The organism is Amycolatopsis sp. NPDC114503, assembly GCF_055633655.1.
On the sequence record NZ_JBVKDT010000007.1, the window covers coordinates 254,876 to 279,652 of the forward strand.

General features: G+C 69.2%; 22 protein-coding genes and 1 pseudogene. 17 read left to right on the forward strand and 6 right to left on the reverse strand.

The annotated features are described in order from the left end of the window. Positions 1-417 precede the first annotated feature (417 nt). From galE to ACZ7OI_RS29395, 3 genes are all read right to left on the reverse strand, one after another. Positions 418-1,398, reverse strand: coding sequence for a UDP-glucose 4-epimerase GalE (gene galE, locus ACZ7OI_RS29385; RefSeq protein ID WP_470267380.1), 981 nt, complete (start codon positions 1,396-1,398; stop codon positions 418-420). Positions 1,399-1,488: 90 nt separating this feature from the next. After that, a complete protein-coding gene (gene galK / locus ACZ7OI_RS29390; protein ID WP_470267381.1) occupies positions 1,489-2,673 on the reverse strand; it encodes a galactokinase in 1,185 nt (394 codons plus the stop codon). Then, positions 2,670-3,392, reverse strand: a complete 723-nt coding sequence (locus ACZ7OI_RS29395; protein ID WP_009075181.1) for an iron-dependent transcriptional repressor DtxR — start codon at positions 3,390-3,392, stop codon at positions 2,670-2,672. Before ACZ7OI_RS29395 ends, galK begins: the two co-directional genes overlap by 4 nt. 109 nt (positions 3,393-3,501) lie before the next feature. Here ACZ7OI_RS29395 and ACZ7OI_RS29400 point away from each other — a divergent pair, with 109 nt between their 5' ends. The 4 genes and pseudogenes from ACZ7OI_RS29400 to ACZ7OI_RS29415 all read left to right on the forward strand — a co-directional run. Further along, the gene (locus tag ACZ7OI_RS29400) at positions 3,502-4,341 is read left to right on the forward strand and encodes a sulfurtransferase (RefSeq protein WP_470267382.1); all 840 of its coding nucleotides are present in this window, start codon (positions 3,502-3,504) and stop codon (positions 4,339-4,341) included. 72 nt (positions 4,342-4,413) lie between these two features. Then, on the forward strand, positions 4,414-5,238 hold the full coding sequence (locus ACZ7OI_RS29405) for a DJ-1/PfpI family protein (RefSeq protein ID WP_470267383.1): 825 nt from the start codon (positions 4,414-4,416) through the stop codon (positions 5,236-5,238). Positions 5,239-5,475: 237 nt separating this feature from the next. After that, entirely contained in the window at positions 5,476-6,648 is a 1,173-nt protein-coding gene (locus ACZ7OI_RS29410) for an acetoin utilization protein AcuC (RefSeq protein ID WP_470267384.1), read from the forward strand. Positions 6,649-7,061: 413 nt separating this feature from the next. Further along, positions 7,062-9,731 (forward strand): annotated as a pseudogene (locus tag ACZ7OI_RS29415) (bifunctional acetate--CoA ligase family protein/GNAT family N-acetyltransferase); the annotation flags it as partial. Here ACZ7OI_RS29415 and ACZ7OI_RS29420 read toward each other — a convergent pair. Both ACZ7OI_RS29420 and ACZ7OI_RS29425 read right to left on the reverse strand, forming a co-directional pair. After that, positions 9,715-10,743 (reverse strand): acyl-CoA dehydrogenase family protein, encoded by a 1,029-nt coding sequence (locus tag ACZ7OI_RS29420; protein ID WP_470267385.1) that lies wholly within the window; start codon positions 10,741-10,743, stop codon positions 9,715-9,717. The pseudogene ACZ7OI_RS29415 and the gene ACZ7OI_RS29420 sit on opposite strands and share 17 nt — an antisense overlap. A gap of 12 nt (positions 10,744-10,755) precedes the next feature. Next, positions 10,756-11,919 (reverse strand): acyl-CoA dehydrogenase family protein, encoded by a 1,164-nt coding sequence (locus ACZ7OI_RS29425; protein WP_470267386.1) that lies wholly within the window; start codon positions 11,917-11,919, stop codon positions 10,756-10,758. A 103-nt stretch (positions 11,920-12,022) separates the two neighbouring features. Between ACZ7OI_RS29425 and ACZ7OI_RS29430 the strand changes: the two genes are divergently transcribed. From ACZ7OI_RS29430 to ACZ7OI_RS29490, 13 genes are all read left to right on the forward strand, one after another. Next, positions 12,023-12,208 carry a ferredoxin gene (locus ACZ7OI_RS29430; protein ID WP_116202111.1) on the forward strand — a complete coding sequence of 62 codons (186 nt, stop codon included), beginning with the start codon at positions 12,023-12,025 and terminating at the stop codon, positions 12,206-12,208. Between the two features lie 124 nt (positions 12,209-12,332). Next, complete coding sequence (locus ACZ7OI_RS29435) at positions 12,333-13,214, forward strand: 3-oxoacyl-ACP reductase (protein ID WP_470267387.1); 882 nt, start codon at positions 12,333-12,335, stop codon at positions 13,212-13,214. A 13-nt stretch (positions 13,215-13,227) separates the two neighbouring features. Then, entirely contained in the window at positions 13,228-13,992 is a 765-nt protein-coding gene (locus tag ACZ7OI_RS29440) for a glucose 1-dehydrogenase (protein ID WP_470267388.1), read from the forward strand. Between the two features lie 124 nt (positions 13,993-14,116). Then, positions 14,117-14,908 (forward strand): MlaE family ABC transporter permease, encoded by a 792-nt coding sequence (locus ACZ7OI_RS29445; protein ID WP_344267887.1) that lies wholly within the window; start codon positions 14,117-14,119, stop codon positions 14,906-14,908. Between the two features lies 1 nt (position 14,909). Then, complete coding sequence (locus ACZ7OI_RS29450; RefSeq protein ID WP_009075203.1) at positions 14,910-15,770, forward strand: MlaE family ABC transporter permease; 861 nt, start codon at positions 14,910-14,912, stop codon at positions 15,768-15,770. Next, on the forward strand, positions 15,767-17,122 hold the full coding sequence (locus tag ACZ7OI_RS29455) for an MCE family protein (protein WP_470267389.1): 1,356 nt from the start codon (positions 15,767-15,769) through the stop codon (positions 17,120-17,122). Before ACZ7OI_RS29450 ends, ACZ7OI_RS29455 begins: the two co-directional genes overlap by 4 nt. Next, positions 17,119-18,156, forward strand: a complete 1,038-nt coding sequence (locus ACZ7OI_RS29460) for an MCE family protein (protein WP_470267390.1) — start codon at positions 17,119-17,121, stop codon at positions 18,154-18,156. The genes ACZ7OI_RS29455 and ACZ7OI_RS29460 overlap by 4 nt, the downstream gene beginning before the upstream one ends. Then, complete coding sequence (locus ACZ7OI_RS29465; RefSeq protein ID WP_344267879.1) at positions 18,153-19,184, forward strand: MlaD family protein; 1,032 nt, start codon at positions 18,153-18,155, stop codon at positions 19,182-19,184. The genes ACZ7OI_RS29460 and ACZ7OI_RS29465 overlap by 4 nt, the downstream gene beginning before the upstream one ends. Further along, entirely contained in the window at positions 19,181-20,377 is a 1,197-nt protein-coding gene (locus ACZ7OI_RS29470; RefSeq protein WP_470267391.1) for an MCE family protein, read from the forward strand. Before ACZ7OI_RS29465 ends, ACZ7OI_RS29470 begins: the two co-directional genes overlap by 4 nt. Beyond that, the gene (locus ACZ7OI_RS29475; RefSeq protein WP_470267392.1) at positions 20,374-21,576 is read left to right on the forward strand and encodes an MCE family protein; all 1,203 of its coding nucleotides are present in this window, start codon (positions 20,374-20,376) and stop codon (positions 21,574-21,576) included. The genes ACZ7OI_RS29470 and ACZ7OI_RS29475 overlap by 4 nt, the downstream gene beginning before the upstream one ends. Further along, the gene (locus tag ACZ7OI_RS29480; protein WP_470267393.1) at positions 21,576-22,817 is read left to right on the forward strand and encodes an MCE family protein; all 1,242 of its coding nucleotides are present in this window, start codon (positions 21,576-21,578) and stop codon (positions 22,815-22,817) included. Before ACZ7OI_RS29475 ends, ACZ7OI_RS29480 begins: the two co-directional genes overlap by 1 nt. Before the next feature lie 53 nt (positions 22,818-22,870). Then, positions 22,871-23,359, forward strand: coding sequence for a hypothetical protein (locus ACZ7OI_RS29485; protein ID WP_470267628.1), 489 nt, complete (start codon positions 22,871-22,873; stop codon positions 23,357-23,359). Continuing rightward, a complete protein-coding gene (locus tag ACZ7OI_RS29490; protein ID WP_470267394.1) occupies positions 23,356-23,844 on the forward strand; it encodes a hypothetical protein in 489 nt (162 codons plus the stop codon). The genes ACZ7OI_RS29485 and ACZ7OI_RS29490 overlap by 4 nt, the downstream gene beginning before the upstream one ends. Here the strand turns inward: ACZ7OI_RS29490 and ACZ7OI_RS29495 are convergent. Beyond that, positions 23,822-24,763: a methylenetetrahydrofolate reductase gene (locus ACZ7OI_RS29495; RefSeq protein WP_470267395.1), complete on the reverse strand. Its 942-nt coding sequence runs from the start codon at positions 24,761-24,763 to the stop codon at positions 23,822-23,824. The two genes, ACZ7OI_RS29490 and ACZ7OI_RS29495, sit on opposite strands and share 23 nt — an antisense overlap. Positions 24,764-24,777 lie beyond the last annotated feature (14 nt).

Sequence of the window (24,777 nt, forward strand, 5' to 3'; positions counted from 1 at the left end):
GCCTGAACCACGCGTCGGAAGGGCGGAGAGCGGCCCCCATGGCCGGTTCAACGCAGCGGGGTGGGCGGGTTCTGGCGAAGCCCCGCGCGGTGCCGGAAAGCCTTGCCCGAGCCGGATTCCGCCTTGGTGCCTTGCCGCGGTGTTCGATCGCGTCAGGCAGCTCCGCCGCTGCGTCCGCTGTGCACGGTGCGGGGCGGCGAGCGGAACCTCGCCATCCCGTCGTGGACGCGCCCGAGCCGGATTCCGTCCGTGGTCCCGAGTTGACGTCGGTGGGAACTTAGGTGCTCTGCCTGGGCGCGTCTGAACGACGTTCGCGGGATGCGGGGCGAGGATCCATCCGGACCCCGCCCCGAAACACCACTCCCGAACCCAGGCACCGCCTGCGGCGCGTCGCCGCGGTCCGGCTGGGAATCGCCGTCAGGAACGACGCGACTGGGTGAACTGCCAAGCGTCCGAGACGATCCCGTCCAGGTCGGTCAGCTTGGGCGTCCAGCCGAGTTCGCCGTTGGCCTTGTCGCTCGACGCGACCAGCACCGACGGGTCGCCCGCGCGGCGCGGGGCCACGACGGCGGGGATCGCGTGCCCGGTGACCCGGCGGCAGGCTTCCACGACCTCGAGCACCGAGAACCCGGTGCCGCTGCCGAGGTTGTAGATGCGGTGCTCGCCGGCGGCGGCGTGGCGCAGGGCGAGGAGGTGGGCGTCGGCGAGGTCGACCACGTGGATGTAGTCGCGGACGGCCGTTTTGTCGGGCGTCGGGTAGTCGTCGCCGTAGATGGAGATGTGGTCGCGGTCGCCGGTCGCGACCTGGAGAACGAGAGGAATGAGATGGGTTTCGGTGGCGTGCCGTTCGCCGAACGCGCCGTAGGCGCCGGCCACGTTGAAGTACCGCAGGCTGACCGCGGCGATGCCGTGGGCGCGGGCGAAGCTGGTGATCGCGTGGTCGATGGCGAGCTTCGACGCGCCGTAGGTGTTGGTCGGCTGCGTCGGGGCCGTTTCCGGGATCGGCGACACGTCGGGCTCGCCGTAGGTCGCCGCGGTGGAGGAGAACACCAGGCGCGGCGTGCCGTGCTTCTTCATCGCCTCCAGCAGCCGCAGCGAGGTCACCACGTTGCCTTCCCAGTACTTCGCCGGGTCGGCCATCGACTCGCCCACCAGCGACTTCGCGGCGAAGTGCAGCACGCCGTCGAAACCCTCGCCGAGAATGTCCGCGGCGACCTCGGCGGCGTCGCCCTCGACGAAGCGCGCCTGCGGGTGCACCGCGTCCGCGTGCCCGGTCGACAGGTCGTCCACCACGGTGACCTGGTGACCCGCTTCGATGAGGCGGGCGGCGCACACGCTGCCCACGTACCCCGCGCCGCCCGTCACGATGAGCTTCAGGGGGCTTTGCTGGTCCGTCACGTCAAGGCCTTTCTGCTGAGGGGTGGCGACTGTGCGGCACAGTCTCCCCTCAGTGCGACGCGACGGGCCCTTCGGGGGTTGCTCCGGAAATCAGGCTTCGTCGCGGCCCGCGCCGCGCGACGGCACCGCCGTGAACATCCGCGGACGGCGGAACCCGGCCTGCTCGCAGGCGGTTTCGACCGCGGTGCGAACTCCGTCCAGATCCTCGTCGCGGACCAGCGCGATCGCCGAGCCGCCGAACCCGCCGCCGGTCATCCGCGCGCCCAGCGCGCCTGCCGCCCGGGCCGAATCGACCGCGAGGTCGAGCTCGGGCGTCGAGATGCGGTAGTCGTCGCGCATGCTCACGTGCGAGGCGTCGAGGTGCGGCCCGATCTCGGCGAGCTTCTTCTCGCGCAGCAACGCGACCACGTCGAGCACCCGCTGGTTCTCGGTGACCACGTGGCGCACCAGCGGAACCAGATCCTCGGGCAGACGCGCGAGGGCGTCGTCGAGCCCGTCGAGCGCGACGTCGCGCAGCGCCTTCACACCGAGCAGTTCCGCCGCGCGCTCGGTGCCGCGCCGCCGGGCGCCGTAGCCGCCGTCGGCGTGGGAATGCTTGGTGCGGGTGTCCATGATCAGCACCCGGAGCCCGGCTTCGCCGAGCGGGAACGGCACCTGCTCCATCTCGCCCGAGCGGACGTCGAGGAACAGCACCCGCGAGTCCTCGCAGCACAGCGACGCCGTCTGGTCGAGCAGCCCGGTGGGCGCGCCGACGAAGTCGTTCTCCGACCGCTGCACCCAGCGCGCGATCTCCGGGCGCGTGGGAGTGCCGGCTCCGCCGTCTTCGAGTTCCGTCCCGGCCACGCCCAGCAAAGCCAGCGACACCGCGCATTCCAGCGCGTGAGAGGAGGAAAGCCCGGCGCCGGAGGGCACGTCGCCGGCGATGACCAGGTCGGCTCCGCCCGCGAAACCCTGGTCGCGCAGGACCCACGCCACCCCGGCGGGATACGCGGCCCATCCCGGCACCGAACCCGGTTCGAGCGCCGCGATGTCGTGCGGCCCGGAGTGCTGCAGCTGCCCGTCGTCGCCGAGCGTGGCGACCTGGAGCTTGCCGTCCTGGCGCGGGGAAGCGGCCGCGGCGAGCCGGTGCGGGAGCGCGAACGGCAGCACGAAACCGTCGTTGTAGTCGGTGTGCTCGCCGATCAGGTTCACCCGGCCCGGCGCGGACCACACGCCTGCCGGGGCCCGCCCGTGGACCTCCCGGAACGCGCGCGCCGCGTCGGTCGCCGGGGTCACTTGGCGAGCGCCAGCACGGCGTGCAGCGCCGCGGTGGACACCTGCGCCGTGGTTTCGGTGCCCTTGACCTCGACGGTCGCGCTGCCGCCGGAGGCCTTGCCGACCGTGACGAGCCCGCCGGGCACGATCCCGACCGTCCGCAGCTCGGTGAGCAGCGACTCGTCGAGCTGCACGTGCTCGGCGATGCGGCGGATCTCCACCTCGCCGCCGCCGGTGCGGGCGAACTCGTCGAGGCGCACGAGGCCGTCCTCGGCACGCGGCGCGGGATCGCCGTCGCCGAGCTTGTCGAGGCCGGGGATCGGGTTGCCGTAAGGAGACGTGGTCGGGTGGTCGAGCAGCTTCACCAGCTTGCGCTCGACGGCCTCGCTCATCACGTGTTCCCAGCGGCACGCCTCGTTGTGCACGTGCTCCCACTCGAGGCCGATCACGTCGACGAGGAGGCGTTCGGCGAGCCGGTGCTTGCGCATGACCGCGACGGCGAGGTCGTGGCCGTGGTCGGTGAGCTGCAGATGCCGGTCGTCGGCGACGACGACCAGCCCGTCGCGCTCCATCCTGGCCACGGTCTGGCTCACGGTGGGCCCGCTCTGCTGCAGCCGCTCGGCGATCCGGGCCCGCAGCGGGACGACCCCTTCCTCTTCGAGCTCGTAGATGGTACGCAGGTACATCTCGGTGGTGTCGATGAGATCGTTCACGCTGTCCCCTTCGTCCGCGTAGCTCATCGTAGTCGTTGGCCCCGACAGCGACGGCTCGCCTCGGCGTAACGGCCCGGCCCCGGCGAAAAGTCCTGCCCTGATGCGCGAACCGCGTCCGGACCTGCAGGATGGGGCCATGCGACCGTTGATCTCGCCCGCTGAGCTCGCCGCGTTCCCCGATCGCGAGCGTCCCGTCGTGCTGGACGTCCGCTGGCGGCTCGGCGGACCGCCCGGCGCGGAGTCCTACCAGGAGGGACACGTGCCCGGCGCGGTGTTCGTCGACCTCGACACGGCGCTGGCCGCGCCGCCTGGGGACGGCGGCCGCCACCCGCTGCCCGACCCCGCGGTGCTGCAGCGCGAGCTGCGCAAAGCGGGCGTTCGGGCCGGGCGTCCGGTGGTCGTGTATGACGACGCCGACGGTTCGGTCGCCGCGCGGGCCTGGTGGCTGCTGCGCTGGGCCGGCCATCCGGAGGTCGCGGTGCTCGACGGCGGTTACACAGCGTGGCTGGCCGAGGGGCGGGAAGTGACGGCCGAGGCGCCGTCGCCGGAGCCGGGCGACATCGAGGTCCGGCCGGGCGGCATGCCGGTGCTGTCCGCGGACGACGCGGCGTCGCTCGCGCGCGAAGGCGTGCTGTTCGACGCGCGGGCGCACGTCCGCTACACGGGCGAGACCGAGCCGGTCGACCCGCGGGCCGGGCACATCCCGGGCGCGGTCAGCGCGCCGTCGTCCGAGCACGCCGGCGCGGACGGGCGCTGGAAATCGCCGTCCGAGCTTGCCGAGCGGTTCGCGTCGCTGGGCCTGGCCGACGGGGTTCCGGCCGGCGCTTACTGCGGTTCGGGCGTCACGGCGTCGTCGGTGGTGCTCGCGCTGGAGGTCGCGGGGCGATCGGAGCCCGCCGCGCTGTACGCGGGGTCGTGGTCGCACTGGTCGCGCGATCCGGAACGTCCGGCGGCCACCGGTCCCGAGCGCGGCTGACTTCGCCGGAACTTTCGGCGCCGCGGGCCGACTTCTCGTCCGGAAGGCTTTTCCAGGCGAGAGGCGGCGTTCATGGAGCGAAGGACATTCCTGCGCGGGTCGGCGGCGGCCGGAGCGGCGATGGCGGCGACGGCCTCGGCGGCACCGGCTGAGGCTGCGGCGGCGACCGGGTCTGCGGCGACTGGGGCTGCGGCGACAACCGGGGCTGCCGCCGCGACCGGGTCTGCGGCGACCGGGGCTGTGGCGGAGACCGGAGCTGTCGCGACCGAGGCCGCGGCCGGGCGGCGGCCGTTGCGGGTGCAGGTCGTGTTGTTCGACGGCGTCGAGGAGCAGGACTTCGCCGGGCCGTACGAGGTGTTCTCCGCGGCGGGCATGCATGCGAAGCGCGGCACGGAGGTTTCGTATGTGCGCGCGGACGGGCCAGGCGTCGTGCGCGCGTCGTACGGCACGAAGGTGGAGGTCGAGCGCGGCTGGTCCCCGCAGGACGCCGACATCATCGTCGTCCCGGGCGGCGGTTACGCGAAGCGGAAAGGACCGGGCATCTGGGCGGAGATCGACCGCAAGGTGCTGCCGGACGCGCTTGCCGTGGCGCCGCGCAAAGGGCTGACTCTGGCGTCGCTCTGCACGGGCACCCTTCTGCTCGGCGCGGCCGGACTGGTGCGCGGACGTCCGTGCACGACGCACCACGGTGCCGTCGAGACGCTTGTCCAACAGGGCGGGGCGGTCAAGAAAGCCCGCGTGGTCGACGACGGCGACGTGGTCACCTCGGGCGGCATCACGAGCGGGCTGGACCTGGCCTTGTGGCTGGTGAAACGGGAACTCGGCTCCGACGCGGCGGCCGGGCTGGAGGAGATGCTCGAGTACGAAGCGCGCGGCGTCGTCTGGACGCGCGGCTGAGTGCTTCCCCGTCGCCGGACCGGGCTCGAGTTGCGGCGTGGTCGAGTCGAGTCCTGCTGCGGGACTGGGCTCGAGTTCTGGCGTGGTCGAGTTGAGCCCCGCCGCGGAATCGGGCTCGAGTTGCGGTGTAGGTGAGTTGAGCCCTGCCGTGGGACCGGGCTCGAGTTGCGGTGTGGTCGAGTTGAGCCCCGCCGCGAAACCCGGCTCGGGGCGCGGCGGGGAAGTACAGTGCGGGGCATGTCGTCGCCTGCAGTTGTCTGGGATCCGTCGCTGCTGAAGTACGACCTGGGCGGGCAACATCCGTTCAACCCCGTCCGGCTCGATCTCACCGTGCGGCTCGCGACCGAGCTGGGCGTGCTCGACGGCGTCGAACTGCTCGTACCCACCGCAGCGGGCGACGAGGAACTGCTGCGAGTGCACGCGCCCGAGTACCTGGCCGCCGTGCGGGAGGCTCCGAACGTCGGTTGGGACGTCGGGCACGGGCTCGGGACCGACGACAACCCCGTGTTCCCCGGGATGCACGACGCGACCGCGCTGGTCGTGGGCTCGACGTTGCTCGCCGCACGCAAGATCGCCGACGGCGAGGTGCGGCGGGCGGTCAACATCGCGGGCGGGCTGCACCACGCGATGCGCGATCACGCGTCCGGGTTCTGCATCTACAACGACTGCGCGATCGCCATCTCGTGGCTGCTCGACCACGGCTTCGACCGCATCGCGTACGTCGACACCGACGTGCACCACGGCGATGGCGTCCAGGCCGCGTTTTACGACGACCCGCGCGTCCTGACTGTTTCGATGCACCAGCACCCGTTCACGCTCTGGCCCGGCACCGGCTACTCCGCCGAGGTCGGCAAGGGCAAGGCGGCCGGCACGGCGGTGAACGTCCCGCTGCCGCCGCACACTCGGGATCCCGGTTGGCTGCGGGCGTTCGACGCGGTGGTTCCGGCTGTGCTGCAACAGTTCCAGCCGCAGCTGCTCGTCACACAGTGCGGGGTCGACTCGCACGAGGAAGACCCGATGGCGGACATGTCCCTGTCGGTCGACGGCCACCGCACCATCTATTCCACCCTGCGCGACCTGGCCGAACGCTATGCGAACGGCCGCTGGCTGGCCGTCGGCGGCGGGGGATACCAGCTGATCCGCGTGGTGCCGCGTTCGTGGACGCACCTGATGGCGACTGTGCTGGACCGCGACGTCCCGGCGGAAACGCCGCTCCCGCCCGGCTGGGTCTCGACGGTCCAACGCGCTGCCCCGGCGGCCGATCTCCCCGCCGCGATGACCGACGGCGCGGACACCGCCTTCAAACCGTGGGGCGACGACGCGGACGACCCGGTGGACATCGCGATCCGCGACACCCGCCGCGCGATCTTCCCGCTGCACGGCCTCGACCCGGACGATCCGAGGGACTGACCATGCCCGACCAGCCTCGCCATCCCGGCGAAAACTCCGGCACTCCGGCATCGGACGGCGACACCCGCCGTCCAGCGGGCGAATCCGGCGCGAGCGGCACGCAGCCGACTGGCGGTGCGTCCGCCACGGGTGCCGCCGGACCGGGTGGTTCGGCTGACGAGCTCGGCCGCGAATCTGGCGCGAGCGGCACGCCGCGGTCTGGCGGTGGGTCCGCCGCGGGTGCTGCTGGACCGGGTGGTTCGGCTGACGAACTCAGCCGCGCCGCGAGCGGCGGGAACCCATCCGTCGCGGAGCACCGAAGCGGGTCCTCGGCTGGCAATTCCGCTGCTGCGAGCGACAGCGCAGCTGCGGCAAAGCACTCCGCCCCGACCAGCGACGGCACCGCGGCGGAAGCCCCTGCCCCAAACGGGAAGCGCGATCCCTACGACTACCCCCGTGATTGGGAAGCCGACGTAGTCCTCTCCGACGGCGGCACTGTCCACTTGCGACCCGTCGTGCCCAGTGACGCCGACGGGCTCGTCGCGTTGCACGGCAGGCTTTCCGAGCGGACCCGGTACTTCCGGTACTTCGGCGCCTACCCCCGCATCCCGCCGCGGGATCTCGAGCGGTTTTCCACTGTGGACCACCACGACCGGGTCGCGTTTGTCGCCTTGCTGGGGGACGACGTGGTCGCCGTGGGGCGTTACGAGCGGCTCGATCAGGGGCCTTCGGCGGAGGTCGCGTTCGTCGTCGACGACAAGCATCAGGGGCGCGGGCTCGGGTCGATTCTGCTGGAGCACCTCGCGGCGGCGGCGTCGGAAAGCGGGTTGCGGCGGTTCGTCGCCGAGGTGTTGAGCGAGAACGCGGCGATGGTGCGCGTGTTCCGCGACGCGGGCTACCAGGTCAGCCGCGCGATCGAGGAAGGCGTGCTGCATCTCGAGTTCGACATCGACCCCACAGAGGAATCGCTCGCGGTCGCGCGGTCGAGGGAGCAAGCCGCGGAGGCGCGGAGCGTGCACAATTTGCTCCATCCCGGCACGGTGGCGGTGATCGGGGCGTCGGCGGATCCCACCAAGGTCGGGCATGTCGCGTTCGCCAATATGCTGGCGGCGGATTTCGCGGGGGCCGTCTATCCGGTCAATCCGGAGCATCGGTCGGTTCGGGGGGTGCGGGCGTATCCGTCCGTGCTGGATATTCCGGATCCGGTGGATCTCGCGCTGGTGGCGGTGCCCGCGGAGGCGGTCGAATCCGTGCTGGACGCTTGTCTGGCCAAGGGCGTCAAGACGCTCGTGATCGTGTCCGGCGGGTTCGCCGAGTCCGGGCCGCTCGGGTTGCACGCGGAGTTGCGGCTGGTCGGCGAGGCGCGGGCGCACGGGATGCGCGTGGTCGGGCCGAATGCGCTGGGCGTGCTGAATACCGCGAAGGACGTTCGGCTCAATGCGACGCTCGCGCCGCGGTTGCCGAAGCGCGGGCGGACTGGGTTCTTCTGTCAGTCCGGCGCGCTCGGGACGGCGATTCTCGCGGACGCGGGGTCGCGCGGGCTGGGGTTGTCGACCTTCGTGTCGGCGGGCAACCGGGCGGATGTTTCCGGCAATGACTTGCTGCAGTATTGGGAAACTGACCCGGATACCGACCTGGTGTTGCTGTATCTGGAGTCGTTCGGCAACCCGCGCAAGTTCGCGCGGCTCGCGCGGAGGCTGGCGCGGTCGAAGCCGATCGTGGCGGTGAAATCCGGGCGGCATGCGGTGCGGCCGCAGCTCGCGGCGACGTCGGCGGAGGTCGACGAGGCCAGTGTGCAGGCGTTGTTCGAGCAGGCTGGCGTCGTGCGGGTCGAGTCGTTGGCGCAGTTGTTCGACACGGCGCTCGTGTTCGCGCATCAGCCGTTGCCTGCTGGGCCGCGGATCGGGATTGTCGGGAATTCGAGTGCGATCGGGTTGCTGGCCGCCGATACCGCTCGTGCGGAGGGGTTGCGGCTGGCGTTCGATCCGGTCGACATCGGGCCGCAGGCTGGGCCGGACGAGTTCGCTACGGCGGTGCGGGAGGCGTTGGATTCGCCGGACACTGACGCGTTGATAGCGGTCTTCGCGCCGCCGGTGGCGATTCCTGGGGCTGCGTACGCGCGAGCGTTGCGCGAAGCGGTGTCGGAGATGAAGCAGTCGAAGCCGATCGTCTCGACATTCCTCGCTGCGGAAGGCGTACCGGACGAGTTGGCGGTGCTCTCCGACGACGGAGTGCCGACGCGTGGGTCGATTCCGTCGTATTCGAGCCCGGAGCGCGCGGTGAACGCGTTGGCGCGCGTGGTGCGGTATGCCGCGTGGCGACAGCGGCCGCAGGGGACGTTGGTGCGGCCTGGCGGTCTGCATGTCGAACAGGCGCAAGAGATCGTGCGCGAGTTGTTGCCGGAGGACGGCAGTTCGACGCTGTTGTCTGACGACGACGTGGTGCGGTTGCTCAGCTGCTACGGCGTGGATGTGGTGCCGTTCCGGGTGGCGTCCAGCGAAGAGAAAGCAGTGGCCGCGGCGGCTGAGCTTGGGTATCCCGTCACGCTCAAGGCCGTCGACGAGAGGTTGCGCGGAAGGCCCGATTTCGCTGGCGTACGGCTGGACCTGATGTCCGAAGACTCCGTACGCGGTGCGTACCGGGATCTGTGTGCGGTCTCGGGCGACGAAGACGTGTACGTGCAACGGATGGCACCGAAGGGTTTGTCGTGCGCGATCGGGCTGCAGGACGACCCGTCGTTCGGCACGCTCGTGTCGTTCGGGCTGTCCGGGTTGGTCAGCACGCTGCTCGGGGACCGCGCGTACCGGGCGGTGCCGTTGACAGATGTCGACGCGGCGACGCTGATCCGTGAGCCGCGTACGTCGCCGTTGCTGACGGGGTATCGCGGTGACGAGCCTGCGGACCTCGCGGCGTTGCAGGACATGGTGTTGCGCGTCGCGGCGCTCGCGGAGGACAACCCCGAGGTGCGGTCGCTGGCGTTGGATCCGATCCTCGCGTCGCCGGACGGGGCGTTTGTCGCCAACGCGCGGTTGGTGGTGGGCGCACCGCCGACGCGGCCGGATACCGGACCGCGTCGGCTGCGGCACATCACGCCGTTGGACTGACCACCAGTTCGCCGAGGCCCAACAGCTGTTCGGTCGCACCGCCGCTGGTGAACTCCAGGCGCTTCGCAGCGGCGAAGTAGCGGTGCACGGGGTGCTCGACATCGATGCCGACGCCGCCGTGCAGGTGCACAGCGGTGTGCGCGACGCGGTGTCCGGCTTCGGCGGCCCAGAACTTCGCTGTGGCCACGTCAGCGGTGGCAGGCAGGCCTTCGGAGAGTTTCCAGGCTGCCTGCCACAGCGTCAGCCGTACGGCTTCGACGTCGATGTACGCATCGGCGAGACGGTGTCGGACGGCTTGGAAGCTGCCCAGCACCTTGTCGAACTGCTTGCGTTCACGCGTGTACGCAGCCGTCATCTCAAGCGCGCGTTCCAAGACGCCCAACTGTTGCGCGCAAGCACCGAGAGTGCCGCGAAGACGCAACTGCTCGCCGACATCGCCGAGAGCGACTCCGGGGGTGTCGGAAAGCGTCACCAAACCAGCGTCGGCGTGGTCAGTGGTGGACTGCGCTTCGATAGAGACGCCAACAGCGTCCTTCTCGACGATGTACACGCCGTCGTTGGCTTCGACGAGTAAGGCGTCCGCGAAGGCTGCGAAGGGGACTGCGGTTTGCGTACCGGTGAGGCGTCCGTCTGAAGCGACGAAGGATCCGCCCAGAGCGACAGCGAGTACGGCCTTGCCGCGCGAAACCGGAAGCAGCCATCGCTCGGCCAGCAACGGATCGGTGAGGACCGAGCCAGCCTGGACGACAGACGACAGGTAGGGGACCGGGGCGACCGCGCGGCCGATCTCGATCAGGACAGAACACTGTTCCAGCAACCCGAAACCGCCGCCGCCGACGGTCGAGGGCAGGGCGGCGTCGAGGACTCCGGAACGGGCCAAGACCGTCCATAGTGGAGCGTCGAAGCCGCCGGACCCGTGCGGGCCCAGCGATTCCGCGGTGACCTGGTCGCCGAGGATGCGCCGGGCAAGGGCGGAGAGGTCGTTTTGTGCTTCGGTGAGAGAGAAGTCCACCGGGAGAACTCCTTAACGCGTCACGGGCTGGCCGAGGGCGGTGGCGGCGACGATGTCGCGCTGCACCTCGTTGGTGCCGCCGCCGAAAGTGAGGATCAACGCCGAACGATGCAGCCGTTCCAGCCGTCCCGCGAGCACCGCGCCGGGGGAGCCGTCGCGCACCACGGCGGCCGCGCCGACCACCTCCATCAGCAGCCGGTACGCCTCGATCGCCATCTCGGTGCCGTACACCTTGGTCGCCGACGCCTCGGCCGGGCCGAGTTCGCTGGCCGCGGCGGCCCAGGCGATCTTCCAGTTCCGCAGCTTCAGGTACTCGGCACACGCGTGCACGCGCGCGAGGTGCGTCCGGACCCATTCGCGGTCGGTCAGCGACTCCGCGCGGGCCCATTCCACGACGTCGGCCAGCGCTTTCCGCACTGGCGCGGCGGAGGTCAGCGCGACGCGTTCGTGGTTGAGCTGGTTGGTGATCAGCGGCCAGCCCGCGTTCTCCTCGGCGACGCGCGACGTGACCGGCACGCGGATGTCGTCGTAGTAGGTCGCGCTGGTGCCGGGCCCGGCGACGGTGTGCACCTTCGTCCAGGAAAAGCCCGGCGCGGAGGTCGGCACGATCAGGATCGACAGGCCCTTGTGCTTGCGCGCCTCCGGATCAGTGCGCGCGGCGAGCCACACGTAGTCGGCGTACTCGATCAGGCTGGTCCACATTTTCTGCCCGTTGACCACGTACTCGTCGCCGTCGCGGGTAGCCCGCGTGCGCAGCGAGGCGAGGTCCGTGCCCGCGCCCGGCTCGGAGTAGCCGATCGCGAAATGCAGCTCGCCGGCGGCGATCTTCGGCAGGTAGAACGCCTTCTGGTCCGGCGTGCCGAACCGCATGATCGTCGGGCCGACCGTGTTCACCGTCAGGAACGGCACCGGCACCCCGGCGACCGCCGCCTCGTCGGTGAAGACCAGCTGGTCGAGCATGCTCCGGTCCTGGCCGCCGTACTCGCGCGGCCAGCCGAGCGCGAGCCAGCCGTCCTTGCCGAGCTGCCGGACGATTTCCTTGTACGCCAAGCCGTCGCCGTACTCGCCGCCGGGCGCGGCGAGACTTTCCCGCCGCGCCGGAGTCATCAGTTCGGCGAAGTATTCCCGCAGCTCGGCGGCCAGCGCCTGCTGCTGCTTCGTATAGTCGATCCGCACCCGTCACCTCCACCCCGCCGGTCTCGTTGTGGTGTCGTACCGGGCCCCGGCGGTAAGCTAGAACCTGTTCTAGTTGTACCAGGAGCGGCGAGCGGGAGGAAGCATGGAGGTCAGTGTCGACCGGACGCTGTGCGAGGCCAACGCGGTGTGCGTGGGGTTCGCGCCGGAGGTCTTCGATCTCGACGACGACGAGAACCTGGTGATCGGGCCGGTTCCGGAGGACGAAGTAGAACGTGTTTCGCAAGCGGTGACGAACTGCCCGAAGAACGCCCTGTTCACGACCGGTTGATCGGGGCTTGCTCAATACGAGAACAGATTCTAGTCTGTGCTGCGACAGGCAGGCTTCGACGAGGAGGCTCGCGGGTGGGATCGGCCGTAGGGAACACGAGCGACGACCGGGTTGAGGCGGTCCGATGACGCTCGAAGGCAAAGTCGCAGTCGTCACCGGCGCCGGAGCGGGGCTGGGACGGGCCGAAGCGCTCGCGCTGGCCCGCGAAGGCGCGGCCGTCGTGGTCAACGACATCGGCGAGGCGACCGATGTGGTGGCCGAGATCGAACAGCAAGGCGGCAAAGCGCTCGCCGTGGCTGGAGACGTCTCGGCGGCCGAAACCGCGAAGGAGCTGCTGTCGGCCGCGGTCGACCATTTCGGCAGTCTTGACATCGTCGTGAACAACGCGGGCGTGCTCCGCGACCGGATGCTGTTCTCGATGTCCGACGAGGACTGGGACAAGGTCATCGCGGTGCACCTGCGCGGGCATTTCCTGCTGTCCCGCAACGCCGCCGCGTACTGGCGCGATCGCTCCAAAATGGAGGGACAGCCGGTGTACGGCAGGCTGGTGAACACCGCGTCCGAGGCGTTCCTGGTCGGTTCGCCGGGCCAACCCAACTACTCGGCGGCCAAGGCGGGCATCGCGGCGCTCACCATGTCCGCGGCGCGCGGGCTGGCGAAATACGGCGTGCGCGCCAACACGATCTGCCCGCGCGCTCGCACCGCGATGACCGCGGATGTCTTCGGCGAAGCACCCAAGGACGGGCTCGATCCGTTGTCGGTAGAGCACGTTGCTCCGTTTGTCGCATTCCTCGCCTCGCCGGACGCGGACGCTATCAACGGTCAGGTTTTCGTCGTGCACGGCGGCATGGTCGCGTTGCTGAAGCCGCCGTCGGTGGAGGAGCGGTTCGATACCGCCAACGGCGCCTGGACCACCGGCGAACTCGCTGCGACAGTCGGCGCGCACTTCGCCGACCGCGACCCGGAGCGGATGTTCGCCGCGACCGATCTGCTTTCGCTGCCCTGAACCCGGAGGACGCATGACCGAGGACCGGTTGGCCGGCAAAGTCGCCTTGATCACCGGAGCAGCACGCGGGCAGGGCGCGGCGGCCGCGCGCGCGTTCGTCGCGCAGGGCGCCAAGGTGGTGATCGCCGACGTCCTCGACGAAGAAGGCAAGGCGCTCGCCGCCGAACTCGGCGAATCGGCGGTGTTCTGCCATCTCGACGTCAGCGACGAAGACGGCTGGACGGCCGCGGTCGACCGCACGGTGACTGAATTCGGTGCGCCGACGGTGCTGGTCAACAACGCCGGGGTGCTGTACTTTTCGGAACTCGCGAAGACGCCGCTGGCCGAATACGAACGCGTCGTGCGGATCAACCAGATCGGGGCGTTTCTCGGCATGCGCTCGGTCGTTGAACCGATGGCGGGGGCCGGCGGCGGCTCCATCGTCAACGTGTCCTCTGTGGAGGGTCTGGCCGGGATGCCGTTCCTCGTCGCCTACACCGCGACCAAGTTCGCGATCCGCGGGATGACCAAGGTCGCCGCGCTGGAGCTGGGCGCGCGCGGGATCCGGGTCAACTCGGTGCATCCGGGCATGATCGACACGAAAATGGTGTCCGACGCCGCGGGCGCGGACGTGGACGTGTCCTGGGTGGGCAAGAAGGTCGCGCTCGGCCGGGTGGGCCGCGCCGACGAGATCGCGCCGCTGCTGGTGTTCCTCGGCAGCGACGAGAGTTCGTACTGCACGGGCAGCGAGTTCGTCGCCGACGGCGGGGCCACCGCCACGCATGCGTTGAAATTGTGAGGATCGCCCGCGGCTGGTGAGCCTAGGGTGACGGCTGGGGCGCGAAGGGACGGGAGTGAACACCGCTAACCGAAATCGGCGGGCGGGGATGGGCAAGACTCGGGGGTGACTACTGGGAGGTGCGGTGGGCGGAAGCGGCTCGGTCACTCTCCCGGGCACCGCGGCGCTGACTCAGGTCGGCAGGCTCGCCACGCTGTCCTGGGAGGTCCTGCGGGCGATTTTCAAGCGTCCGTTCCAGTTCCGCGAATGGATCCAGCAGTGCTGGTTCTTCGCGAGCGTGACCATTCTTCCGACGGCCTTGGTCGCGATCCCGTTCGGCGCGGTCATCGCGCTGCAGCTGGGATCGCTGACCACGCAGATCGGCGCGCAGTCCTTCACCGGCGCGGCCAGCGCGCTCGCCATCGTGCAGCAGGCGAGCCCGTTGATCACCGCGCTGCTGGTGGCCGGAGCGGGAGGAAGCGCGGTCTGTGCCGACATCGGCGCGCGCAAGATCCGCGAAGAAATCGACGCGATGGAAGTGCTCGGCGTCAACCCGATCCAGCGCATCGTGGTGCCGAGGGTGCTCGCCGCGATCGTGGTGTCGGTGCTGCTCAACGGCCTGGTCAGCGTGGTCGGCGTGCTCGGCGGCTACTTCTTCAACGTGGTACTGCAAGGCGGCACGCCCGGCGCGTACCTGGCCAGCTTCAACGCGCTAGCGCAGGTGCCGGACCTCTGGATCAGCGAGATCAAGGCGTTCCTGTACGGCTTCGTCGCGGGAGTGGTCGCGGCGTTCCGCGGGCTGAACCCGGCGGGCGGGCCGAAGGGCGTCGGCGACGCGGTGAACCAGGCGGTGGTGATCACCTTCCTGCTGCTGTTCCTGATCAACGTCGTGCTGACCGCCGTGTACCTCAAAGTCGTGCCCCCGAAGGCGTTGTGACATGACGGCCGAACCGATCGAGCAGACGCGCGCGTCCGACCGGACGCTGGAGATCATCGCGCGCCCCGGCGCGAGTCTCGAGGGACTCGGGAAACAGCTGTCGTTCTACGGCCGGGCGCTCGCCTGGTCGCCGCGCACGATCCGCCGCTACGGCCGCGAAACCACGCGGCTGCTCACCGAAGTCTGCTTCGGCACCGGCGGTCTCGCGGTGATCGGCGGGACGCTCGGCGTGATGATCGGGATGACGCTGTTCACCGGTCTCATCGTGGGCCTGCAAGGCTATTCGGCGCTGAACCAGCTCGGCACCGCCGCGCTCACCGGGTTCATTTCGGCCTACTTCAACACTCGGGAGGTCGCGCCGCTGTCGGCCGGGCTCGCGTTGTCGGCGACAGTCGGCTGCGGTTTCACCGCTCAGCTCGGCGCGATGCGGATCTCCGAAGAGATCGACGCGCTCGAAGTGATGGCCGTGCCGAGCATGCCGTACCTCGTCACCACGCGCGTGCTTGCTGGCGTCACCGCGGTGATTCCGCTGTACGCGGTGGGCCTGCTGTCCTCGTATCTCGCGTCGCGGCAGATCACCATCTGGCTCTACGGCCAGTCCGCCGGTACGTACGACCATTACTTCACGCTGTTCCTCCCGCCGGAGGACGTGCTGTGGTCGTTCGCCAAGGTGATCGTGTTCAGCGTGCTGGTGATCCTTTCCCATTGCTATTACGGCTATACCGCGTCCGGCGGGCCGGCCGGGGTGGGCATCGCGGTGGGCCGTGCGGTGCGGACGTCGATCGTGCTGATCTCGGTGCTGGACTTCTTCCTGAGCCTCGCGATCTGGGGCGCGAACACGACAGTGCGGATATCCGGATGAGTACCCGTCGAGAGTTGCGCAAACGGCTCCAGTACCAGCTGCTGGGCCTGGTCTTCCTGGTCGTGGCGGCGTTGTTCTTCACCACCACGATCGCCGCCTACCGCAAGGTGTTCACGCCGGTCACGCTCGTGAAGCTGGAGACCGACCACGTCGGCAGCCAGCTGCGCGTCGGCGGCGACGTGAAGGTGCGCGGCATGCTCGTCGGCGAGATCCGCGACGTGCGGCCGGTCGGCGACCACGCGGAGCTGGAATTGGCGCTGCAGCCGGACAAGACCGACGTGATCCCGTCGAACGTCTCGGCGCGGCTGCTGCCGAAAACCCTGTTCGGCGAACGGTACGTCGCGCTCCAGCTGCCCGAGCAGGCGCAGCGGCCGATCAAAGCGGGCGACGTCATCCCGCAGGACCGCAGCAGCACCGCCATCGAGCTGGAGCAGGTGCTCAACCACGTCATGCCGCTGCTGCAGGCGGTGCAGCCGGAAAAGCTTTCCAGCACGCTCAACGCCGTGTCGACCGCGCTCGACGGACGCGGCAAGAAGCTCGGCGAGACGCTGACCCAGCTCTCGGACTACCTCGGCAAGCTCAACCCGTCGCTGCCCGACCTCAAGGCCGACATCACCGGGCTGGCCAACGTTTCCGGCATCTACGACAAGGCCGCGCCGGACGCGCTGCAGGCGCTCGCGGACCTCACCACGACGACGCAGACCGTCGTGGAGAAACAGCGCGGGCTGACCGATCTGTACTCCTCGGTCACCGGCACCGCCACGGACCTGACGCGCTTCCTGGAAGTCAACAAGGACAACATCATCCGCCTCACCACCGCCGTGCAGCCCACGCTCGACGTGCTCGCGAAGTACGCGCCGGAATACCCGTGCCTGTTCAAGCAGCTGGCCGGGACGGTGCCGAACGCGGAGCTGGCGTTCGGCAAGGGCACCGCGCATCCGGAGGTCAGCCGCGTGACGATCGAGTTCTCGGCGAGCCGCGGCAAGTACCTGCCCGGCGTCGACGAGCCGAAGTACGACGACAAACGCGGCCCGCGCTGCTATCCGCAGGTGCCGAAACCCGGGCACTGGCCGCAGTATCCGCCCGACGGCGCGGTGAAGGACGGGGCGAGCAAACCCGCTCCGCCGCACAATCCGGACGGCACGCTGCCCAGCGACTTCACCAACGGCCCGCTGCCCGGCGGGTCCGGATCGACCGGCGGCGCGTCGAGCATCGTCGGGTCGGCCGACGAGCAGAAGCTGCTCGACCTGCTGGTCTCGCCGACGCTGAACACCACTCCGGACAACGTGCCGGGCTGGTCGGGGCTGCTGGTCGGGCCGCTGTACCGCGGGGCGGAGGTGGAGCTGAAATGAGGTCGTTCGTTCCCGCGCTGATCAAGATCGGCATTTTCGCCGTGGTCACCGTGCTGCTCACCGGGGTCCTCGCCACCACGATCGCGAACACGAACTTCGGCAACACCGCGTCCTACGCCGCGAAGTTCACCGACGCGTCCGGGCTTCAGGCCGGCGACGACGTGCGGATCTCCGGCGTGAAGGTCGGCCAGGTCGAGACGATCGGGGTCGACCAGGGCGAGCAGAACTACGCCGAGGTGCGGTTCCTCGTCGAATCGGCGTACAAGCTGCCCTCGCTCGCCACCGCGACCATCAAGTACCGCAACCTCGTCGGCCAGCGCTACCTCTCGCTCGGCACCGACGTCAGCGGTGGCGACCTGCTGTCTCCCGGCGACACCATCCCGCCGGAGCGGACCAAGCCGGCGCTCAACCTGACCGTGCTGTTCAACGGGTTCAAGCCGCTGTTCAAGGCGCTGGACCCGAAGGAGGTCAACCAGCTTTCCGCCGAGATCGTGCAGGTGTTCCAGGGCGAGGGCGGCACGATCACCAGCCTGCTGTCGCACACCGCGTCGATCACGTCGGCGATCGCGGGCAAGGACAAGGTGATCGGGCAGGTCATCGACAACCTCAACCAGGTGCTCAGCACGGTCAACGCGCGCGGCCCGCAGCTCGGGGACCTCATCGACCAGACACAGCGGCTGGTGAGCGGCCTGGCCGAGCAGCGCAAGCCGATCGGCGACGCGGTGGGCGCGCTGGGCGACCTGACCAACGCGACCGCGGGCCTGCTCGCCGACGCCCGTCCCGTCGTGCAGCAGGACGTGGCCCAGCTCGGGAAGCTGTCGAACAACCTCAACGATTCGCAGCCGCTCATCGAGCACCTGCTGCAGGTGCTGCCGGGGAACCTGGAGAAGTTCACCCGGACCCTGAGCTACGGCAGCTGGTTCAACTACTACCTGTGCGGGATCGAAGGCACCATCGGCATTTCGTCGCTGGACGTGACGCTGCCGATCGTTCCGGTCCCCGGTACCGAACGCGCGCCGAGGTGTGGCCCGTGAAGCGACTCAAGGACCGGAACCAGGCCAGCGTCGGCGCGGTGACGCTCGTGCTCATCGTGCTGATCACCGCGGTGACGTATTTTTCCGATAGCATCCCGATGTTCGGCAACGGCACCACCTACACCGCGGCGTTCGCCGAGTCCGCCGGGCTCGCGCCGGACAATGAGGTGCAGGTGGCCGGCGTCAAGGTCGGGCAGGTGACTTCGGTGGAACTGGGGCACAAACAGGTGCTCGTGAAGTTCCGGGTGAAGGGCGTGCGGGTCGGCGACGCGTCCACGGCGTCGATCGAGATCAAGACGCTGCTGGGGGAGAAGTACCTCGCGCTGGACACGAAGGGCGGCGGCACGCAGACGCCCGGCGACACGATCCCGGTGCAGCGCACGCGGACGCCGTTCCAGTTGCAGGACGCGTTCAACCAGCTGTCCACGACCGTCGGCGACATCGACACCAAACAGCTGGCGCAGAGTTTCACCGCGTTGTCGGATTCCCTCAAGGACAGTCCGCAGTACTTGAAGGACACGCTGTCCGGGCTGTCGGCGTTGTCGAAGACGGTGTCCTCGCGCGATGCCGATCTGCACGCGCTGCTGTCCAACACCAGCAAGATCTCGAAGACTCTGTCCGACCGGAACGCCCAGTTGCAGCAGGTGATCAGCGACGGCAATCTGCTGCTGACCGAATTGCAGCAGCGCCGTGAGCAGATCAGCACGCTGCTCAAGGGGACGCAGGAGATCTCGAAGCAGCTCTCCGGGCTGGTCGCGGACAACCGCACGCAGATCGGGCCGACGCTCGCCGCGCTCGGGAAGGTCACCGACGTGCTGCAGCGCAACCAGGGCAACCTCGACCGGAGCCTGCAGCTGATGGCCCCGTTCGCCCGGGTCGGCGCGAACGCGACCGGCAACGGGCGCTGGTTCGAGGGGTACCTGTGCGGGTTGCTGCCGCCGACGATCACGGCGGGCGGGATATCGATCAATCCGGAGGGCTGTACGCCGCCGATCTCCGCACCTGACCAGGGGGTGGGTGGACGATGACTGTCGAAACTCGAGCAGGGCGGAGCCTCGTTACCTGGCTTGGATTCGCTTGTGTGGCCGCGCTTTTGCTCACCGCGGGGATCTACCTGGTGCTGCGCGACACCGGTGGCACCAAAATCTCGGCGTACTTCGGCAAGACCGTCGGCCTGTACGCCGGTTCGTCCGTGCGCGTGCTGGGCGTTGCGGTCGGCGAGGTCACTGCGGTGACGCCGGAAGGCCAAGCGGTGCGGGTCGACATGAAAGTCAACGACGACGTCCCGATCCCGAAAGACGTTGGCGCGGTGGTCGTGTCGCCGAGCCTGGTGAGCGACCGGTACGTGCAGCTGACGCCGTCGTACGACAGCGGCCCGACGCTCGCGAGCGGAACCGTGCTGGCGCGCGACAAAACCGCGACACCGGTCGAACTGGACGACCTCTACGCGAGCCTCGACAAGCTGTCCACCGCGCTCGGACCCAACGGGGCCAACAAAAACGGCGCGTTCTCCGACCTGCTGGACACCGCCGCGGCCAACCTCAAGGGCAACGGCAAGGACCTGAACTCGACCGTCACCAGGCTGGCCGATCTGGCCGGCACGCTCGACGATTCCAAGGACGACCTGTTCTCCACGGTGAAGAACCTGAACTCCTTCACCTCCGCACTGTCCCAAAGCGACAGTCAGCTGAACGAGTTCTACCAGCGGCTCGCGGACGTCAGCGGGTTCCTCGCCGACGATTCGCACGACGTCGGGGCCGCGCTGGATTCGCTGTCCACGTCGCTGCAGGACGTGAAACAGTTCGTGGCGGACAACAAAAACGGGCTTTCGTCCAATGTGGCCAAACTGGCGTCGCTCACGAAGGTGCTGGTGGACCAACGGGCTTCGCTCGCCGAGGTGCTCGACATCGCGCCGACCGGCGCGACGAACTTCATCAACACCTACGACGCGGCGTCCGGCACGATCGCGGTGCGCGACAACCTGAACGAGATCACCAACCCGCCGATTCTCACCATCTGCCGGTTGATCAGCGCGGGCACGCCGAAGCCGCTTCCGGACACTCTCGGCAGTATCTGCAAGAAGCTCGCGCCGGTGCTCGACGGCACGCTCAAGCTGCCGTCCATTCCGCAGGCGCTGAACTCCTTGCAGAACGGCCAGTTGCCGCCGTTGCCGCTGCCGCTGTCGGACGTGCTGACGCAGAAACCCGGAGGTGGCAAGTGAAACGCCTCCGCAAACGGCTGGCGGGCGTGCTCGCCGGCGTGCTGGTGCTCGCCGGGTGCAGCGACGGCGGGTTCAACGGGCTGTATTCGACGCCGTTGCCCGGCGGCCCGGACGTCGGCGATCATCCGTACCACGTAACCGCTTTGTTCACCGACGTGCTGGACCTGGTGCCGCAGGCGAACGTGAAGGTGAACGACGTCGCGGTCGGCCGGATCGACCGGATCGCGCTCACCCCGGACACGCGGTCCGCGCTCGTGTCGATGACGGTGAACGGCGACGTCCAGCTGCCCGCCAACGCGCGCGCCGAGCTGCGGCAATCCAGTCTGCTCGGCGAGAAGTTCGTGCAGCTGAGTGCGCCGACCGCGGAGAAGCCGTCCGGCAAGCTCGCCGACGGGGCGCAGATCCCGCTCGGGCGCACGAACCGCAATCCGGAGATAGAAGAGGTGCTGGGCGCGCTGTCGTTGCTGCTCAACGGCGGTGGCGTCGACCAGCTGCAGAACATCAGCCGAGAACTCAACGACGCGTTGTCCGGCAACGAACCGCAGATGCGCGCGCTGCTGTCCCGAGTGGACGAACTGGCCACCCAGCTGGACGGGCACAAGGGCGAAATCCTGCGTGCGATCGACGGGCTGGACAAGCTGTCGACCACGCTCGTCGGGCAGAAGCAGAACCTCGCCACCGCGCTGGACAAGCTTGCGCCGGGGCTGAAGATCGTCGCCGATCAGCGCGACCAGCTGGTAGCGATGCTGAACTCGCTGAACAAGCTGTCCGGCGTCGCGGTCGACACGGTGAACCGCAGCCGGGACCAGCTCATCGCGAACCTCAAGGCGCTGGAGCCGACGCTGCGCCAGCTCAGCGCGGCGGGCAAGGACCTGCCGAACGCGCTGCGGATCCTGCTCACGTATCCGTTCCCGGACTACGCGGGCAACGTGATCAAGGGCGACTACGCGAACGTCGACGCGCGGATCAACCTGGATCTCGACAAGCTGGTGCAGAACTTCACGAACTCGTCGCAGCCGCCGTTCCAGCTGCCGACGCCGTCGACGTCGCAGGCGCCCGGGAACGCTCCGCCCGCCGGCGGCCAAGGGATGCCGCAGCTGCCGTTGCCGCTGCCCAACACGCCGGTCACGGGCGGAGCGAAACCGGGTTACGGCGGGGTGCTGGGCGGGTTGCTCGGCGGTCTGGTGGGAGGCGGCTGATGAACACGCGCAAGGTTCGGATCCAGCTGCTGGTGTTCTTCGCGATCGCGATCGTCTCGGTGGCGTACGCGGGCGGGCATTACGCCGGTCTCGACCGGATTTTCGGCAACCGCGGCTATCACGTGACGCTGAAGCTCGCCGACTCCGGCGGGGTTTTCGTCAACTCCGAGGTCGCCTACCGCGGCGTCACGGTCGGCCGGGTCGGGGCCATGACGCTCACCCCGCACGGCATCGACGTCCGGCTCGACATCGACTCCGGCGGCCCGGACATCCCGTCCGCGCTGCACGCGCAGGTCGCGAACCGGTCCGCGGTGGGGGAGCAGTTCGTGGACCTGCTGCCGGACCGCGAATCCGGGCCGTACCTGGAGGACGGCGCGGTGATCACGCAGGACCGCACGTCGCTGCCCGCGACGCCGGATTCGGTGCTGACCCATCTCGACGGCCTGGTCGCGAGCGTCCATCCGGAGTCGTTGAAGACCGTGGTGGACGAGACGTACGACGCCTTCGCCGGTTCCGGGCCGCAGCTGCAGAAACTGTTGGACAGCACCAGTTCTCTCACCGCGACGGCCGCGCAGTACGTGCCGGACACGCAGGGGTTGCTGGCGAATTCGCGCACGGTCTTCGCCACGCAGGAACGGCAGGCGCAGAACATCACGGCGTTCGCGTCCGGGCTGAAGACGATCGCCGGTCAGCTGAAATCGTCGGATCCGGCTATCCGCAAGGTGATCGACGAGGCTCCGCAGCTGAGCCGGCAGATCAGCGACGTGCTCGCGACGTCCGGGACCGACCTCGGGGTGCTGTTCGCGAACTCGCTCACGACCGCGCAGGTCACCTCGATGCGGAAGGACGCCATCGAGGAGCTTTTGGTGGCATACCCGGTGATTTCGGCGTTCTCGCCGACGACCTCGCCGGACGGCACTGGGCATCTGGGCGTGGTGTTCAACTTCTTCGACCCGCATTCGTGCACGAAGGGGTACGAGGGCACGAAACAGCGTCCGGCCAACGACACGAGCGAAGCGCCGGTCAACATGAACGCTTACTGCGCGGAGCCGCCGGGCAGCCCGACTGAGGTGCGGGGTGCGCAGAACGCGCCGTACGCGGGGAAGCCGCCCGCGATTCCGGCCGCGCCCAAGGCTTCCGCGCCTTCGGACCAGGGTTCGCAGCAGCTGTTGCCGGGCTTGCTGGGGCAGTTGACCGCGCCGCTGAAGGGCGGGCTCGCGGCGTTGCTGGGCGGTTCGTGATGGCTGTTGACACTGGCGATGCCGCCGACGAGGTTGTCGCGGGGCAGCCCTTCCTGACCGCGCGGGTGCTGACCGCACTGGCCGTCGTCGCGGTGCTGGCCGCCGCCTGGTTCGGCTGGTCGTGGTGGAGCGCGGCACAGGACGACAGCCTCGCCCGCGGCCGGGCCCGGGACGCCGTGCTGGCCGCAGCGAGCACGGATCTGGTCACGCTCAACACAATCGACTACCGCACCAGCGCCGTCGACGTAGGCCGCTGGATCGACGTGACCACCGGGCAATACGGCAAAGACCTCTCCGGCGACCGGCAGATGCAGATCGACCGCGCCAAACGCACCAAAACCGTGTCGACGGCCTCCTTGGTTCAGGCCGCTGTCACCGACCTGAACCCTTCGGCAGGCACCGCGCGGCTGATCGCGGTCCTGAATGTCCGTGTGAGCACTGGAGACGGCGCGCCCTTGGCGAAACAGGCCCGCCTGGCCGTGGACTTCGCGCGCGACGGCGACGCGTGGAAGATCGGCGGCATCCAGGCGGTGGGCTCGTGAACCGGCGGACGATCGCCGCCGGCGTGGCCGCGGTCGCGCTGGCGTGCGCGGTGTGGTTCGGAGTGCAAGCGTCGTTGCTGCAACCGGAAGACGACGAAGCGATGGTCGACCCCGTCGCGACGTCTCAGGTCACCGACCAGGTCAGCGCCGCGGTCAAGGCGGTTTTCTCCTACGACTACGCGAACCTGGACCGCACCGCTCGTGCCGCGGGCGACGTCCTCGCCGGCTCGGCAGTAGGCCAGTACCAAAGCCAATTCGCCGCGGCCCGCCAACGCGCGACGAACGAAAAACTCGTCCGGACCACGACTGTCCGCGCGATCGGAGTCCGCTCCCTGCACGGCGACGACGCGAGCCTGCTGCTTTTCCTTGACCAGCAAACGATCCTGCCGGGCGGCGGCGCGCCTCAATCGTCGGTCGGGCAGCTGTCCGTGACCGCGCATCGCACCGACGGACAGTGGAAGATCACCGCGCTGGATCCGCTGTAGCCGTCCGGCCGAGCAACGCGCTCACTTCCTTCGCGAGAGACACCGACGCCTCGATCTCGACCTTGCGGATGGACACGCTCTCCACGAGGAAGCCGAACGGCATGCCGAGCTTGCGGCAGAAACCGGCCAGGTCGCGGGCGTTGGCCAGGCACTGCTCGTAGGACTCGGCCAGCGTGTCGTCCGCGTGGCGCAGGGAATTCTCCAGCCAGCGCGGGACACCGACGCCGAGCCACTTCAGGAACGCCAGCGTTTTCGCCGACCCGCAGACCGACAGGGTGAACAGGACCGGCTTGGGTTCGAGCTGCTGGTCGCGGCAGGCGTAGAAGTAGTCGGAGACCATGCTCTTGGCCGCGTCGGCGCTATAGACCACCTGCGAGATGAAGTACGCGCAGCCGGCCTGCTGTTTGGCGATCAGCCGCAGGTGCTCGTCGGGCCGCTCGGTGATGGCGACCCCGCCGAGCAGCAGGTCCGGGCGTACTTCGCGGCGCAGTTCCTGGGCCTCGGACAGACGGGTCCGGACGTCTTTGTTCTTCGAGGACGCCCCGACGAAGACGGACAGCACCCGCTCGGTGTCGGCGGTCCGCAGCCAGTCCCGCAGCTCGTCCCCGGGGTACTTGCCGACGCACCGGTAGATCACCGCCGGACGGTCCCACTCGCTGAGATAGTCGGCGTGGTAGGCGGCCGGGTCGAGGGTCGGCAGGTAGGGGAACGGCCGCTCCTCGGGATTGCGGTCGCTCTCGTCGTCGATGTCGTAGAGGGCGAGGCCGTCGACGTCGAGGTCGCCGAGCCGGGCGAGGGTGGCGGCGGTGATCTCCCGGATCCGCTCGGGGGAAGTGCTGAGGCGGGGCGGGGTGATGCCGAAGAGCAGGACGCCGCTGCCGGAGTCGGTCAGCTTCGCCCGGAGAGTGTGGTCCGCCATGGTTCGAAAACTAG

Excerpts from the sequence above, each read along its gene's own strand:
- ACZ7OI_RS29395 (WP_009075181.1), bottom strand. The coding sequence starts at position 3,392 with ATGAGCTACGCGGACGAAGGGGACAGCGTGAACGATCTCATCGACACC.
- ACZ7OI_RS29400 (WP_470267382.1), top strand. The coding sequence starts at position 3,502 with ATGCGACCGTTGATCTCGCCCGCTGAGCTCGCCGCGTTCCCCGATCGC.
- ACZ7OI_RS29405 (WP_470267383.1), top strand. The coding sequence starts at position 4,414 with ATGGAGCGAAGGACATTCCTGCGCGGGTCGGCGGCGGCCGGAGCGGCG.
- ACZ7OI_RS29410 (WP_470267384.1), top strand. The coding sequence starts at position 5,476 with ATGTCGTCGCCTGCAGTTGTCTGGGATCCGTCGCTGCTGAAGTACGAC.
- ACZ7OI_RS29430 (WP_116202111.1), top strand. The coding sequence starts at position 12,023 with ATGGAGGTCAGTGTCGACCGGACGCTGTGCGAGGCCAACGCGGTGTGC.
- ACZ7OI_RS29435 (WP_470267387.1), top strand. The coding sequence starts at position 12,333 with ATGACGCTCGAAGGCAAAGTCGCAGTCGTCACCGGCGCCGGAGCGGGG.
- ACZ7OI_RS29440 (WP_470267388.1), top strand. The coding sequence starts at position 13,228 with ATGACCGAGGACCGGTTGGCCGGCAAAGTCGCCTTGATCACCGGAGCA.
- ACZ7OI_RS29450 (WP_009075203.1), top strand. The coding sequence starts at position 14,910 with ATGACGGCCGAACCGATCGAGCAGACGCGCGCGTCCGACCGGACGCTG.
- ACZ7OI_RS29455 (WP_470267389.1), top strand. The coding sequence starts at position 15,767 with ATGAGTACCCGTCGAGAGTTGCGCAAACGGCTCCAGTACCAGCTGCTG.
- ACZ7OI_RS29460 (WP_470267390.1), top strand. The coding sequence starts at position 17,119 with ATGAGGTCGTTCGTTCCCGCGCTGATCAAGATCGGCATTTTCGCCGTG.
- ACZ7OI_RS29470 (WP_470267391.1), top strand. The coding sequence starts at position 19,181 with ATGACTGTCGAAACTCGAGCAGGGCGGAGCCTCGTTACCTGGCTTGGA.
- ACZ7OI_RS29480 (WP_470267393.1), top strand. The coding sequence starts at position 21,576 with ATGAACACGCGCAAGGTTCGGATCCAGCTGCTGGTGTTCTTCGCGATC.
- ACZ7OI_RS29495 (WP_470267395.1), bottom strand. The coding sequence starts at position 24,763 with ATGGCGGACCACACTCTCCGGGCGAAGCTGACCGACTCCGGCAGCGGC.